The following is a 12,982-nucleotide window of genomic DNA, read 5'->3' as shown; positions in this document are numbered from 1 at the left end:
TACGTGAGCGAAACAGCCTTGCCTAAAGATGACGTCCAGCCTGTGCTCGATGCGCCGGTTGAAACTGTAAGCAACCCAGAACCGCGCCGGGGCAACGGGCTGGCGATTTTTGCACTGCTGGTCGGTGCCGCCGGTGTTGCCGTCGGCGGCTGGGGTATCTGGCAGGTGCGCACCCTGCAGGCCAGCACTCAGCAGCAGATGGGACAGTTGCAGGCGCTGGGCGATCAGGCGCAAAGCCTCAAGCTCAATGAACAGCGTCTGACGGCGCGGCTTGAACAATTGCCGGCAGCCGAAGAACTGGAGGAGCGCCGACGTCTGGTGGCCCAGTTGCAGGGCGATCAGCAGCGCTTGAACCAGCGGTTGGAAACTGTCCTGGGTGCCAGCCGCAAGGACTGGCGTCTGGCCGAAGCCGAGCACTTGTTGCGTCTGGCCAGCCTGCGTCTTTCTGCGCTGCAAGACATCAGCAGCGCCCAGGCCCTGGTGCAAGGCGCCGACGAAATTCTGCGCGAGCAGAATGACCCTGGCGCCTTCGCTGCCCGCGAGCAAATTGCCAAGACGCTGGCGGCATTGCGCAGCACTGAACAACCGGACCGTACCGGGCTGTTCCTGCAGCTAGGCGCCTTGCGCGATCAAGTGGCCGAACTCACTGAGCTGGCTCCCGAGTTTCATGCGCGTGGCGACTCCCTGCAAAGGCTGACCGCCGATGGTGATGGTGCCAGTCGCTGGGCGCAATGGTGGGAGCAGATTTCGCGCTACATCCGCATTGACTTCGATGCCGATAAAAACATCCGCCCACTGCTTGCCGGGCAGAGCCTGACGCAGGTACGCCTGGCCCTGAGCCTGGCACTCGAGCAGGCTCAATGGGCTGCGCTCAATGGCCAGGCGCCGGTGTATACCCAGGCGCTGGATGAGGCGCGGGATGTACTCCAGGGCAGCTTCAACCAGGACAACCCGCAAAGCAAAGTCATGCTTGAGCAATTGGCCGAGTTGAGCAAGCAACCGGTCACTGTGGTGACGCCCGACCTGGCGATGACCTTGAGTGTGGTGCAGGGCTATCTGGAACGACGTAACGTCAATGCCGAGGAGTCGGTCAAGCCTGCCGTCAAGGTGGGCGCTGGCACCACACCGGAGACCAGCCCATGAAGCGACTCTATGTGATTGTGTTTCTGGTCATCGCCGCTGCTGGTGCATTGGGGCTGGCGATTGCCCAGCACTCGGGTTACGTGTTGATCGCCTACAAGACCTTCCGCTATGAATCGAGCCTATGGGCGACGCTGCTGCTGGTGGCCGTGATCTGGTTGGTGTTGTGGGGGATCAAGGCCTTGATCGAGCTGGTCGCGGTCTCCAGCGGGGTGGTCAACCCATGGTCGAACCGCAATCGCAGCCGGCGGGTTCAGGTCGCAATCGAGCACGGCCAGCTGGATCTCGCGGAAGGTCGTTGGGCCAGTGCCCAGCGTCACCTGCAGCGTGCCGCCGAAGCTGAACGCCAACCGCTGCTCTACTACCTGGGCGCGGCCCGTGCGGCGAATGAGCAAGGGCACTACGACGAATGCGACAGCCTGTTGGAGCGTGCGCTGGAGCGCCAGCCGCAGGCCGAGTTGGCGATTGCCTTGAGTCATGCACAATTGCAGACCGACCGAGGCGATACCGACGGTGCACTGACCACGCTTTCGGCCATGCGCGAACGGCATCCCCACAGTGTCCAGGTGCTGCGTCAGTTGCAGCGTTTGTATCAGCAGCGTGGTGACTGGTCCTCGGTGATTCGCCTGTTGCCGGAACTGCGCAAGGACAAGGCGCTGCCAGCCAGCGAGCTGACTGAACTGGAGCGTCGGGCCTGGGGTGAAAACCTGACGCTGGCGGCCCGCCAGGAGGAGGGCGAAGCGGTGGGCCTGCAGTCGCTCAATCGCGCCTGGCAACAACTGACATCCGCTCAGCGTCAGGAGCCGCAACTGGTATTGGCCTACGCCGAACAGTTGCGTCAGCTCGGTGCGGAAGTCGAGGCTGAAGAGGTCCTGCGTGCAGCGCTCAAGCGTCAATACGACAGCCATCTTGCACGGTTGTATGGGTTGCTGCGCGGCAGTGATCCGTCGCGTCAACTGCAAACCGCCGAGGGCTGGTTGAAGGCCCATCCCAACGACCCGAGCTTGCTGCTGACCCTGGGGCGTCTGTGTTTGCAAGCCAGTCTGTGGGGCAAGGCGCGGGATTATCTGGAGAGCAGCCTCAGGGTTGAGCGTAATCCTGAAGCCTGTGCCGAGCTTGCCCGCTTGCTCGCCCAACTGGGCGATACCGAGCGTAGCAATCAGCTGTTTCAGGAGGGTTTGGGCCTTCTGGACGAGCGTCTGTTGGCTTCACCGTTACCAGTGCCGACACGCGCTTAAGCTCACGGCTTGCAGGCTCTTCCGTGGGGGAAGGGCCTGCTGTTGGTAACGCCGGATACTCATCTGAAAGGCTTGGCGTAGGCATCATCCTACAGGTGACTACGCTCGGTCCCGTCTCTTCTGTCGGGAATTCCTTACGGCTGCGGCGAAGTCTCTCCACTGGCCCGTCTTGTAAGACTCCAGCGCTTTCCTCTACCGTAAATACCGGTCTCTTTTTTACGGATAAGCCATGTTCCTGGCCTGCTCTCGCTCCCTGTTTTTCATGGCTTTTATTGCGGGTGCCGTGGCGTTGGGTGCGTCGTATTATCTGGAGTACGCCATCGGACTCACGCTCTGCGGCTTGTGCATGTTGCAGCGTTTTTTCCTGATGCTGTTCACCGTCGTATGCATGGTCGCCTCACTGCATGGCCCGCAACGGGTGGGCTGCTTTCTGTACTGGCTGTTGAGCCTGGCCTGGGCCGTTGCTGGCATGGCCCTCGCCTGGCGACAGGTGATGCTGCAAAGCGATCCGGTGCAACAATTGGTGGCCTGCGATCCTGGCGCGCAGGAGGAGCCCGCAAGCCTGCCGTTGCTGTGCCTCCTGAAACGGGCGTTTGATGGCACGGAAGTCTGTGCGCAAATTTCCTGGTCGCTGCTTGATCTGAGCATCCCCGAGTGGAGCCTGCTGTTCTTTGTGGCGGTCATGATTCTCGCGGGCTATCAGATCCTGCGACTCGTCTGGTACGCCATTGAGCGACCGTCCAGCGGCGAGTCGTCGCACCGGGGGGCGGGAGGCGATTAAACACTTGTATGAACTTTGTCTCCTGCGTACCTTGAAGCCATTGGCGTGCGAGCATAATCTGGCCCGCACGGATCATTGGATTTATGTTGCTCGATGGTGCTTTGCCTGGCCGGATCCTGAGGCTTCACGTCTTTCGGCGAGTGCGGGCGACATCACCCATAAGGGAAGAGAGATCACCATGCTCGAAAGTTGTCAGAATGCTCAGGAACGCTGGGGTGGAGTGCATCTGCTGATCGATCGTTGGTTGCAGGAGCGTCACGAACTGGTTCGAGCCTATGATGCTCTCGGCGCCAAGCCTGAGGCTCTGGGCGAAAACCGAAAGCCATTGCAGGAGTTCTGTGGTGTCCTGGTCGACTACGTGTCTGCCGGTCATTTCGAGATCTATGAGCAACTCACCGGTGAAGCCAAGGCGTTCGGTGACAAACGCGGGCTGGAACTGGCTGATACGATTTACCCGCGCATCGACGTCATCACGGAAAAGCTACTGGCGTTCAACGACCTGTGCGATGCCGGCAAGTGTGTTGCCGAGAAGTTCAAGGAGCTGGGTGGTTTGCTGCATGAGCGCTTCGAACTTGAAGACTGCCTGATCGAAGTGCTGCACACGGCTCACAAGGAAGAAGTGCCCGCACAAGCCTGAACCTCGATCGTTTGCACACAGCAAAACGGTGCGCTCTGCGCACCGTTTTTCGTTTGGGCTGTTTGTTCAGCCTGTTGCCCCGAGCAGTTCCACTTCAAACACCAGCGGCGTGAACGGTGCGATCAGGTCACCCGCGCCGTCGGCACCGTAGGCCTGTGCCGACGGGATTACCAGGCGCCATTTTGCCCCGACCGGCATTTGCTGCAATGCGCTGCGCCAGCCGTTGATCACGCTGTCGAGGCTGAACCATTGGGCCTGATCATTCCGATCGAACACCGTGCCGTCGGGCAGGCTGCCGATGTAGCGAACCTGTACCTTGCCACTGGGTCCGGCCTTGGTCCCGTTACCTGCAACCAGCTCGGTCAGCAGGATGCCATCGGCCAGTTCCCGGACGCCGGGCCTGGCTTTTTCAGTGGTCAAGAAACGGCGCTCTTTTTCCAGGGCTATCTCGCTTTGTGGCAGCGCGGGCTGCTCGGCAATCTGTGCTTCGTGCTCGGCCAGGATCTGTTCGATTCGCTCGTCCTTGAGCGCCAGTGGCTTACCCTGGTAGGCCTGTTGCAGGCCTTCTACCAGTGCTTGAATCTGCAGCTGCGGCACTTCCTGGCGCAAGCGCTCGCCCAGGCTTGCACCGAGGCTGTAGGCAAGATCGTGGGCGTCATTATTCGGGTTTTTGTCAGTGGCATACACCGTCGAAAATACCACGCACAAGGGCAACAACAGGTAACGCGACATGGGCGCTCTCCAGTCTGGAATGCGGTGGATTATGCCAGCGAGAATGGCATGGCCGGTGAACTGCTTTGAGAGGCGTGCAGAACATTTTCAGTTTGGTGCAACGCACGGCCATCGATACTGTCAACATGCCCTAGCGGCGGTAGCAGCAGAGGTCTAGTATGAGCCGCACCCACGTCAGCCAGGAGGTAAACCATGTCGGCCAATAAGAAGCCTGTAAATACTCCGTTGCACTTACTCCAGAATCTCACGGGCAGCCTGCTCGAGCATTTGGAAAATGCTTGCTCCCAAGCCTTGGCTGATGCTGAAAAACTGCTCGCCAAACTGGAAAAGCAGCGCGGAAAAGCACAGGAAAAACTGCACAAATCTCGCACCAAATTGCAGGACGCTGCCGCGGCCGGCAAAGCCAAGGCACAGGCCAAGGCCAAAGGTGCGGTACAAGAACTTGAAGAACTGCTCGACGCACTCAAGGATCGTCAGTCCGAGACGCGCAACTACATTCTGCAACTCAAGCGCGACGCCCAGGAAAGCCTGAAACTGGCCCAGGGTGTTGGTCGTGTGAAGGAAGCTGTTGGCAAGGTGCTGACCCAGCGTTCGGCCAAGCCTGCCGCTACCGCGACGGCCACAAAAAAACCAGCGGCCAAACCGGCTGCTGCCAAGGCGCCCGTGAAAGCCGCCGCCAAACCTGTTGCCAAGGCACCTGCCAAGACAGCCGCCAAGCCAGCCGCGAAAAAACCGGTTGCCGCCAGCGCCGCGAAACCGGCTGCGGCCAGACCCGCCGCCAAGCCTGTTGCTAAAACAGCCGCCGCCAAGCCGGCTGCCAAACCTGCAGCGGCTAAACCTGCTGCCGCTAAAGTCGCCGCCAAGCCAGTCGCCAAAGCGCCCGTCAAGGCGGCCGCCAGACCCGCAGCCAAGCCTGCGACCACTGCTGAACCTGCCGCCGCCAGCGCCGCCAAACCGGTTGCGAAACCTGTTGCAGCGAGACCGGCTGCGAAGCCTGCGGTGAAAAAGCCTGTCGCGGCCAAGCCTGCTGCTGCCAAACCCGCTGCCACACCAGTGGCTGCGAAACCTGCGGCACCTACCCCGGCGGTGAGCACTCCGGCAGCTTCGCCAGCACCGGCAGCTGCAATCAGCACCCCGACCAGCGCTTCCTAAGCATCGGTCATCGCGACGCGCAGCTGATGCAGCGCGTCGCGGCTCAGGTTGGCGGTGCTTGCCGCCAATCCTTCCTGCCACGCGGCCAAGTCGTTCGCTTGACCCGTCGGCCACTCCCGCGCCGACTGTTCCAGTCGCAACAGCAATTGCCGCTCGGCCTCCAACTCCAGTGCCTTGACTTGCGCTCGCAGGATGCCGAGTTGTGCGTCCGAAGCCGCAGCGGCTTTCCACTGCAGGCGTAGCTGTCGTAGTGGCTGCACGACCTGTGAGTCCCAGGGCCCAGCCAGTTGCATGAGCTGTTGCAGGCGTTGCGGGTTGCACGCCACGCCGCGTTCGCCGAGCCAGCAGGCGCAGAGCAGCAGGCACACGTTGGCGCCCGCCGCTTGCAGCGCCAGGCAGGCTTCTTCTACACCCGGGCGGGCGTAAGTGCTGAGGGAAAAGCTCCACAGGTCAGAGGACATAGTGCTACTCGCGCCAGTTGCGAGCGAAGCTGGTAGACTCCGCCGCCATTATGATTCGACTTCAGAACCTGACTTTACAGCGTGGCCCGCAACGTCTGCTAGAAGACGCCGAGCTGACCCTGCACGCCGGCCACAAAGCCGGCCTGATCGGTGCCAACGGCGCCGGCAAATCCAGCCTGTTTGCCCTGTTGCGGGGTGAACTGCACCCGGACTCGGGTGACTGCTTCCTGCCGGCCGATTGGCGTATTGCCCACATGCGCCAGGAGGTCGACACGCTCGAACGCCTGGCGGTCGACTACGTGCTCGATGGCGACCTGCGCCTGCGTGAGGTGCAACGTGACCTCGCCGCGGCCGAAGCAGCCCATGACGGTGCCGCCCAGGCGCGCCTGCATTCGGAGCTCGACAGCGCCGATGGCTATACGGCCGACGCTCGCGCCCGCAAGCTGCTCGCGGGGTTGGGGTTCACGAATGAACAGATGGATCGTCAGGTCGGAGATTTCTCCGGTGGCTGGCGGATGCGTCTGAACCTGGCACAGGCATTGATGTGTCCGTCGGACCTGTTGCTGCTCGACGAGCCGACCAACCACTTGGACCTCGATGCCATTATCTGGCTGGAAGAGTGGCTCAAGAGCTACCCGGGGACCTTGCTGCTGATTTCCCACGACCGGGATTTCCTCGATGCCGTGGTCGATCACGTGGCTCACGTCGATCAACGCAAGATTACGCTGTACCGCGGTGGCTACTCGGCGTTCGAGCGGGCCCGTGCCGAGCGTCTGGCCCAGCAGCAACAGGCCTACGAGAAGCAGCAGGCGCAACGTGCGCACATGGAAAGCTACATCGCCCGCTTCAAGGCCCAGGCCACCAAGGCCCGCCAGGCCCAGAGCCGGATCAAGGCGCTGGAGCGGATGGAAGAGCTGTCCGCCGCCCACGTCGATTCGCCGTTCGATTTCGTCTTCCGTGAGTCGACGAAGATTTCCAGCCCGCTGATCGACCTGTCCGACGCCCGTCTGGGCTATGGCGAGAAAACCGTGCTGGAGAAGGTCAAGCTGCAACTGACCCCGGGTGCGCGGATCGGCCTGCTCGGTCCTAACGGTGCGGGCAAATCGACCCTGATCAAAAACCTCTCCGGTGAGCTGGAGCCTTTGGCCGGCCGCTTGACCCGTGGCGAGAACACGGTGGTGGGCTACTTTGCCCAGCATCAGCTGGACTCGCTGGATTCGAAAGCCAGCCCGTTGCTGCATTTGCAGCGCCTGGCACCGACCGAGCGTGAACAGACCCTGCGCGACTTCCTTGGTGGATTCGATTTCCGCGGTGCACGGATCGATGAGCCGGTGCTGAATTTCTCGGGGGGCGAAAAGGCTCGCCTGGCTCTGGCGTTGATCGCCTGGGACCGCCCGAACCTGTTGCTGCTCGACGAACCGACCAACCACCTGGACCTGGAAATGCGCCTGGCGCTGACCATGGCCCTGCAAGAGTTCAGTGGCGCGGTACTGGTGGTTTCCCACGACCGTCACTTGCTCAAAAGCACCACCGATAACTTCTTCCTGGTGGCCGATGGCAAGGTCGAAGAGTTCGACGGCGACCTGGAAGACTACGCCCGTTGGCTGGTCGAGTACCGTCAGCGCAACGCGCCGGTGAGCACCACGCCGGTCAATCCGGACAAGACCGACAAGAAAGCCCAGCGCCAGGCCGCTGCCGCGTTGCGTCAGCAACTGGCACCGCACAAGCGCGAGGCCGACAAGTTGGAAAGCGAGTTGGGCAAGCTGCACGAGAAGCTGGCGAAGGTTGATGCCAGCCTGGGCGACAGCGATGTTTACGAACCGGCGCGCAAGAACGAACTGCGTGATCTGCTGGCCGAGCAAGCGAAGCTGAAGGTCCGGGAAGTCGAGCTGGAAGAGGCCTGGATGGAAGCGCTGGAACTTCTGGAGAACATGCAGGCGGAGCTGGAGGCGCTGTCCTGATGGAGGCCTTCAAGCTGCCGCTGCCGGCGGTGTGGGTCGAGCCGATCTGGCTCGGCGTGCAGATTCTGCTGATCCTGTTGGCGGGTTACCTGACCCAACGCTTCGTGGCCAAGGGCCTGACCCGCTTGGGCGAGCGCTATCCGTTCCCGCCGCAGTTGCTGATGCCGCTGCGAGGTGGTCTGCGCTGGCTGATCATGGGCAGTGCACTGATCTTTGTGCTGGAGCGCCTGGGTGTTTCCGCCACGGTACTGTGGACAGCCCTGTCCGGCTTTGTGGCGGTGGCCGCCGTGGCGTTCTTCGCCATGTGGAGCGTGCTGTCCAACCTGCTATGCGCGATCCTGATCTTCACGGTCGGCCCGTTCCGGCTTGGCGACGTGGTCGAGTTGGTGGACACCACCGACAAGCCCGGCGTCAAAGGTCGGGTCGTGGCGATCAACCTGCTGTACACCACGCTGATCGAGGCCGAAGAACTGGGTACCGGCAGCGCCATGGTGCAAGTGCCGAACAGCCTGTTCTTCCAGCGCTCGGTTCGACGCTGGCGCGGCAGCGACGTCTTGCCTTCCAGCGGCTTTGAAAAATAACCGGGTGGGCGACAACGCTGGTCGGCAGCGGTCATTTCCTGCAAAAAATCGATAGTCATTCGCTGGCCGGCGCATTAGCTTAGACGCCTAACACGAGTCTGAGTCGAGGTGTGCAATGGTGCTTGAGACATGGCTGGCGTTTTTTGCCGCCTGCTGGGTGATCAGTCTTTCCCCGGGTGCCGGCGCCATTGCGTCGATGTCCTGCGGCCTGCAGTACGGTTTTTGGCGTGGCTACTGGAACGCCCTTGGCCTGCAATTGGGGCTGGCGATGCAGATTGCGATTGTCGCCGCCGGCGTCGGTGCGATCCTCGCTGCTTCGTCCACGGCGTTCTACGCGATCAAATGGTTCGGCGTGGCCTACCTGATCTATCTGGCGGTCAAGCAATGGCGTGCGCTGCCCAGCGACCTGAGTGATGACGCCGCCATCCGCCCGATCGGCAAGCCACTGGCCTTGGTGTTCCGCGGCTTCCTGGTCAACGTCAGCAACCCCAAGGCGCTGGTGTTCATGCTGGCCGTGTTGCCGCAGTTCATTGACCCCCACGCACCGCTGGTGGCGCAGTACCTGATCCTGGGCGTGACCATGATCTGCGTCGACCTGATCGTCATGGCCGGCTACACGGGCCTGGCCTCCAAGGTCCTGCGTCTGCTGCGCACGCCCAAGCAACAGCGCCGGATGAACCGCGCGTTCGCCGGTTTGTTTGTCGGTGCAGCCGGTTTGCTGGCAACCATTCGCAAGGCCGCGGTGTAAGCCGTCAGCGGTTAATCAAGGCGACCTGATCAGGTCGCCTTTTTTGTTTGTGCGCACTGAAATCCTGAACACAAAGACGACAAAGCTTGAGCGAAGGGCATTGAGAGTGAACAATGTGTAACTTCGTATTTCCATTTGAGACTCATTCATGACTGCGCCGTCCCGTTTTCTGGCCTGGTTGGTCTTTCCGTTGTTTGCACTGTGCAGTTCCAACCTGCTGGCCGACACCGTGGAAGGCGCCCCTCAAGCCCTGCATGTACTCGACTACGTGGGTGCGGATTACCCGGCTACGGTAGCGGCGGGCAAGGTGATCGATGCGGCCGAGTACCAGGAGCAGGTTGAGTTTTTAAAGGCGCTGCAAGGCTTTGTCGCGTCGCTGCCGGCCAAGCCGCAGAAGGCTGAGCTGGAGCAGGGCGTATCGGCCCTGCGCAAGGCTGTCGACGAACGCCAGGACGGTGCGAGCGTCGCCCGTCAGGCACGACAGCTGGGGGCGAAACTGGCAGTGGCCTACGAGGTCAGCCAGGCCCCGATCATTACCCCGGACCCCGCGCGGGGCGTACCGCTGTATGCACAGCACTGCTCGGTGTGCCACGGCGACAGCGGCGCTGGCGATGGCCCTGCAGGCGTTGGCCTGGAGCCTGCGCCCGCGAACCTGCGTGATAGCGCACGCCAGGACCGCCTGAGCCTCTACGCGATCTACAGCACCCTTGGGCAGGGCGTTGAAGGCACAGACATGCCATCGTTCGCTGATCAGCTCGACGAGCGGCAACGTTGGGACCTGGCCACCTACATCGCCAGTTTCAGTGCCGATCCGGCAGCGGCAAAGAGCGAGAAGACCTACAACCTCGCCGACCTGGCACGCCAGACGCCGGCCGAGGTGCTGGCGGCCGAAGGTCCCGAGGCGGCGGCAACCTTCCGTGCGCAGCGTGCCCAGCCACCGCAGGTCAAGCGAGGGCCGGCGCAACTGCTCGATTACACCGCCGCGACACTGGACAAGAGCATCGCCGCGTATCGAGCCGGTGAGCACGATCAGGCCTACGACCTGTCGGTGGCCGCGTATCTGGAAGGCTTCGAACTGGTTGAGAGCTCCCTCGACAACGTTGACGCGGTGGTGCGCAAAGACACTGAAAAATCCCTGATGGCCTACCGTCAGGCGTTGCAGGACGGTTTACCGGTCGAGCAGGCTGAACAGCGACTGGACGTGGCCAAGGCGAAACTGAAGGAGTCCGCCGGCCTGTTGGGCAGCGATGGTCTCAGCTGGTCCCTGAGTTACATCTCGGGTCTGTTGATTCTGCTGCGCGAAGGCCTGGAAGCGATCTTGGTGCTGGCGGCGATCCTTGCGTTCCTGCGCAATACCGGTCAGCAATCGGCGGTGCGCAGTGTCAACGTCGGATGGGGGCTGGCGCTGCTGGCCGGCCTGGGTACCTGGGCGCTCGCGGCGTACGTGATCGACGTTAGCGGTTCCCAGCGAGAGCTGCTGGAAGGTGCGACGGCGCTGTTTGCCAGCGTCATGGTGCTGTGGCTTGGGGTATGGATGCACGACCGGCGCCATGCGGCAGCCTGGCAGGATTACATCAAGAGCAGCCTGGTGGGCGGCGGTGGGCGATTCGGGTTTGCGATCCTGGCGTTCTTCTCGGTGTACCGTGAGCTGTTCGAAGTGATCCTGTTCTACGAAACCCTGTGGCTGCAAGCCGGTCCGGCGGGTCATCAGGCGGTACTGGCGGGCGGCGCGACGGCACTGGTGCTGCTGGTGGGTCTGGCCTGGGTGATTTTGCGCGGTTCGGCGAAACTGCCTCTGGCCCTGTTCTTCAGCATCAACGCAGGCTTGCTGTGCGCATTGTCGGTAGTGTTCGCCGGGCATGGGGTGAAAGCCTTGCAGGAAGCCGGGATCTTTGGCACACGGCCGGTGCCGTTCTTTGATTTCGACTGGCTGGGGATTCATGCCGACGCCTACTCGCTGAGTGCGCAGGTGGTGGCGATCCTGGCGATCATCGTGCTGTACAGTCGCAGTCGCATGGCCGAGAAGCGCCGGGTGCCAGCCGCTTGACCCTGTTCGCTGCGCTCATTTACGGACGCGCAGCGCCACCCGACCCACTCCCATAAGGTTGACGCCAAACCTGTGGGGGTGGGTTCGCTCCGGGCGGTGATCCGACGGTGCTTCTAAAAGAGGAAATGTAATGCGCGTATGGATCGATGCCGACGCCTGTCCGAGGGCCGCGAAGGACCTGGTGGTGAAGTTCGCCCTCAAGCGTCAGTTCGAGGTGGTGCTGGTGGCCGGTCAACCACAGATCAAGCCGGGCCTGGCCCTGGTGAAACTGATCGTGGTGCCCAGCGGTCCGGATGCGGCCGACGATTACCTGGTGGAGCATGCGGTACCGGGTGAGCTGGTGATCTGCAGCGATGTGCCGCTGGCCGACCGTCTGGTGAAGAAGGGGGTCGCGGCGCTGGACCCTCGGGGCAAGGAGTTCGACATGCAGAACATGGGCGATCGCCTGGCGGTGCGTAACCTGTTCACCGATTTGCGTGAACAGGGCCAGGCGGGTGGCGGTCCCGCGCCGTTTGGCGAGCGTGACAAGCAGGCGTTTGCCAATGCGCTGGACCGGATACTGGCGCGGTTGTCCCGCAAGCCCTGAGACGTACACCTTCCTGTGGCGAGGGCGCTTGCTCTCGCTGGGTTGCGGAGCGACCCCAAGGCCATCTGATTCGGTTTTTCAGGTAGATCAGGTTTGATCATTCCCACGCAGCGCGTGGGGAGCGATCAGGGCCGTCAGCCAGTGTCACGCATCGTTTTCGTGGGTCAACTCCAGTACCCGGTCAACCAGCTTGTTGATCCCCGAAGCCGCTTCACTGATCGACTGCGCCAGCATGTAGGCGGGGGTGCTGACCAGTTTGCGCGCCTTGTCCTCAACGATCTCGGTCACGGCACAGTCCGCGTGGATAGCGCCCATCTTGTCCATGGCAGCGGCGGTGTCGGCGTCGTTGCCGATGGTGCAGGTCACGCCCGGGCCATAGATCTTCGCGGCCAGGGCTGGTGAGATGCAGATCAGGCCAACCGGCTTGCCCGCTTCGGCAAAGGCTTCAGTCAGGGCCAGAACGTCCGGTTGCACGGTGCAGGCGGCGCCTTCGACGGCAAAGTTGGACAGGTTCTTGGCGGCGCCAAAACCACCAGGCACGATCAGGGCGTCGAAGTCTTCGACATTCGCTTCGCGGATGTCCTTGATGTTCCCCCGGGCAATGCGTGCCGACTCCACCAGCACGTTGCGCGACTCGGGCATCTCTTCGCCCGTCAGGTGGTTGACCACATGCATTTGCGCGATGTCAGGGGCAAAGCACTGGACCTGCGCGCCACGCTGGCCGAGGCGCAGCAGGGTAATCACGCTTTCATGGATCTCGGCACCGTCATAGACGCCACAGCCGGAAAGTATCACTGCAACTTTTTTGCTCATGGGTTCTTCTCCAGATACATGGCGTTAAATGTCCACTAATTTGTCACGCGTTGCCATAGGGGAGTCTGGCGGTTGCGCCTAATCTTTTGACAATCCATTGCGCGC

At 62.0% G+C, this 12,982-nt stretch carries 13 protein-coding genes; 10 read left to right on the top strand and 3 right to left on the bottom strand.

Going from position 1 to position 12,982, the window contains the following annotated elements:
• The first annotated feature begins 3 nt into the window (after positions 1 to 3).
• The 4 genes from CKW29_RS13930 to rsd all read left to right on the top strand — a co-directional run bounded on the left by CKW29_RS13930 (position 4) and on the right by rsd (position 3,796).
• On the top strand, positions 4 to 1,143 hold the full coding sequence (locus CKW29_RS13930; protein ID WP_095148683.1) for a uroporphyrinogen-III C-methyltransferase: 1,140 nt from the start codon (positions 4 to 6) through the stop codon (positions 1,141 to 1,143).
• On the top strand, positions 1,140 to 2,378 hold the full coding sequence (locus CKW29_RS13925) for a heme biosynthesis protein HemY (RefSeq protein ID WP_095148682.1): 1,239 nt from the start codon (positions 1,140 to 1,142) through the stop codon (positions 2,376 to 2,378). Before CKW29_RS13930 ends, CKW29_RS13925 begins: the two co-directional genes overlap by 4 nt.
• Positions 2,379 to 2,607: 229 nt before the next feature.
• Positions 2,608 to 3,159 (top strand): disulfide bond formation protein B, encoded by a 552-nt coding sequence (locus CKW29_RS13920; RefSeq protein ID WP_095148681.1) that lies wholly within the window; start codon positions 2,608 to 2,610, stop codon positions 3,157 to 3,159.
• A gap of 178 nt (positions 3,160 to 3,337) precedes the next feature.
• Positions 3,338 to 3,796, top strand: coding sequence for a sigma D regulator (gene rsd / locus CKW29_RS13915; RefSeq protein WP_095145859.1), 459 nt, complete (start codon positions 3,338 to 3,340; stop codon positions 3,794 to 3,796).
• A gap of 66 nt (positions 3,797 to 3,862) precedes the next feature.
• On the opposite strand, the gene CKW29_RS13910 is transcribed toward rsd, so the two are convergent.
• The gene (locus CKW29_RS13910; RefSeq protein WP_095148680.1) at positions 3,863 to 4,528 is read right to left on the bottom strand and encodes an FKBP-type peptidyl-prolyl cis-trans isomerase; all 666 of its coding nucleotides are present in this window, start codon (positions 4,526 to 4,528) and stop codon (positions 3,863 to 3,865) included.
• 192 nt (positions 4,529 to 4,720) lie between these two features.
• On the opposite strand from CKW29_RS13910, the gene CKW29_RS13905 reads away from it, so the two are divergent.
• Positions 4,721 to 5,680, top strand: coding sequence for an AlgP family protein (locus CKW29_RS13905; protein WP_095148679.1), 960 nt, complete (start codon positions 4,721 to 4,723; stop codon positions 5,678 to 5,680).
• Here CKW29_RS13905 and CKW29_RS13900 read toward each other — a convergent pair.
• Positions 5,677 to 6,141, bottom strand: a complete 465-nt coding sequence (locus CKW29_RS13900) for a TIGR02444 family protein (RefSeq protein WP_095145864.1) — start codon at positions 6,139 to 6,141, stop codon at positions 5,677 to 5,679. The two genes, CKW29_RS13905 and CKW29_RS13900, sit on opposite strands and share 4 nt — an antisense overlap.
• A gap of 50 nt (positions 6,142 to 6,191) precedes the next feature.
• Between CKW29_RS13900 and CKW29_RS13895 the strand changes: the two genes are divergently transcribed.
• The 5 genes from CKW29_RS13895 to CKW29_RS13875 all read left to right on the top strand — a co-directional run bounded on the left by CKW29_RS13895 (position 6,192) and on the right by CKW29_RS13875 (position 12,064).
• Entirely contained in the window at positions 6,192 to 8,102 is a 1,911-nt protein-coding gene (locus tag CKW29_RS13895; RefSeq protein ID WP_095148678.1) for an ATP-binding cassette domain-containing protein, read from the top strand.
• Positions 8,102 to 8,683 carry a mechanosensitive ion channel family protein gene (locus CKW29_RS13890; protein WP_095081887.1) on the top strand — a complete coding sequence of 194 codons (582 nt, stop codon included), beginning with the start codon at positions 8,102 to 8,104 and terminating at the stop codon, positions 8,681 to 8,683. Before CKW29_RS13895 ends, CKW29_RS13890 begins: the two co-directional genes overlap by 1 nt.
• A gap of 115 nt (positions 8,684 to 8,798) precedes the next feature.
• Complete coding sequence (locus CKW29_RS13885) at positions 8,799 to 9,431, top strand: LysE family transporter (RefSeq protein WP_095145870.1); 633 nt, start codon at positions 8,799 to 8,801, stop codon at positions 9,429 to 9,431.
• 148 nt (positions 9,432 to 9,579) lie between these two features.
• Entirely contained in the window at positions 9,580 to 11,478 is a 1,899-nt protein-coding gene (locus CKW29_RS13880; protein WP_095148677.1) for an FTR1 family protein, read from the top strand.
• 130 nt (positions 11,479 to 11,608) lie between these two features.
• Entirely contained in the window at positions 11,609 to 12,064 is a 456-nt protein-coding gene (locus tag CKW29_RS13875; RefSeq protein ID WP_095148676.1) for a YaiI/YqxD family protein, read from the top strand.
• A gap of 144 nt (positions 12,065 to 12,208) precedes the next feature.
• Here the strand turns inward: CKW29_RS13875 and elbB are convergent, their stop codons facing one another.
• On the bottom strand, positions 12,209 to 12,877 hold the full coding sequence (gene elbB / locus CKW29_RS13870) for an isoprenoid biosynthesis glyoxalase ElbB (protein WP_095145876.1): 669 nt from the start codon (positions 12,875 to 12,877) through the stop codon (positions 12,209 to 12,211).
• Positions 12,878 to 12,982: the final 105 nt, after the last annotated feature.

The organism is Pseudomonas sp. Irchel s3a18, from assembly GCF_900187535.1.
Classification (GTDB): domain Bacteria; phylum Pseudomonadota; class Gammaproteobacteria; order Pseudomonadales; family Pseudomonadaceae; genus Aquipseudomonas.
This window is presented reverse-complemented; position numbering and strand designations above follow the sequence as displayed.

Excerpts from the sequence above, each read along its gene's own strand:
- elbB (WP_095145876.1), bottom strand. The coding sequence starts at position 12,877 with ATGAGCAAAAAAGTTGCAGTGATACTTTCCGGCTGTGGCGTCTATGAC.
- CKW29_RS13900 (WP_095145864.1), bottom strand. The coding sequence starts at position 6,141 with ATGTCCTCTGACCTGTGGAGCTTTTCCCTCAGCACTTACGCCCGCCCG.
- CKW29_RS13920 (WP_095148681.1), top strand. The coding sequence starts at position 2,608 with ATGTTCCTGGCCTGCTCTCGCTCCCTGTTTTTCATGGCTTTTATTGCG.
- CKW29_RS13885 (WP_095145870.1), top strand. The coding sequence starts at position 8,799 with ATGGTGCTTGAGACATGGCTGGCGTTTTTTGCCGCCTGCTGGGTGATC.
- CKW29_RS13910 (WP_095148680.1), bottom strand. The coding sequence starts at position 4,528 with ATGTCGCGTTACCTGTTGTTGCCCTTGTGCGTGGTATTTTCGACGGTG.
- CKW29_RS13890 (WP_095081887.1), top strand. The coding sequence starts at position 8,102 with ATGGAGGCCTTCAAGCTGCCGCTGCCGGCGGTGTGGGTCGAGCCGATC.
- CKW29_RS13925 (WP_095148682.1), top strand. The coding sequence starts at position 1,140 with ATGAAGCGACTCTATGTGATTGTGTTTCTGGTCATCGCCGCTGCTGGT.
- CKW29_RS13875 (WP_095148676.1), top strand. The coding sequence starts at position 11,609 with ATGCGCGTATGGATCGATGCCGACGCCTGTCCGAGGGCCGCGAAGGAC.
- CKW29_RS13880 (WP_095148677.1), top strand. The coding sequence starts at position 9,580 with ATGACTGCGCCGTCCCGTTTTCTGGCCTGGTTGGTCTTTCCGTTGTTT.
- rsd (WP_095145859.1), top strand. The coding sequence starts at position 3,338 with ATGCTCGAAAGTTGTCAGAATGCTCAGGAACGCTGGGGTGGAGTGCAT.
- CKW29_RS13905 (WP_095148679.1), top strand. The coding sequence starts at position 4,721 with ATGTCGGCCAATAAGAAGCCTGTAAATACTCCGTTGCACTTACTCCAG.
- CKW29_RS13895 (WP_095148678.1), top strand. The coding sequence starts at position 6,192 with ATGATTCGACTTCAGAACCTGACTTTACAGCGTGGCCCGCAACGTCTG.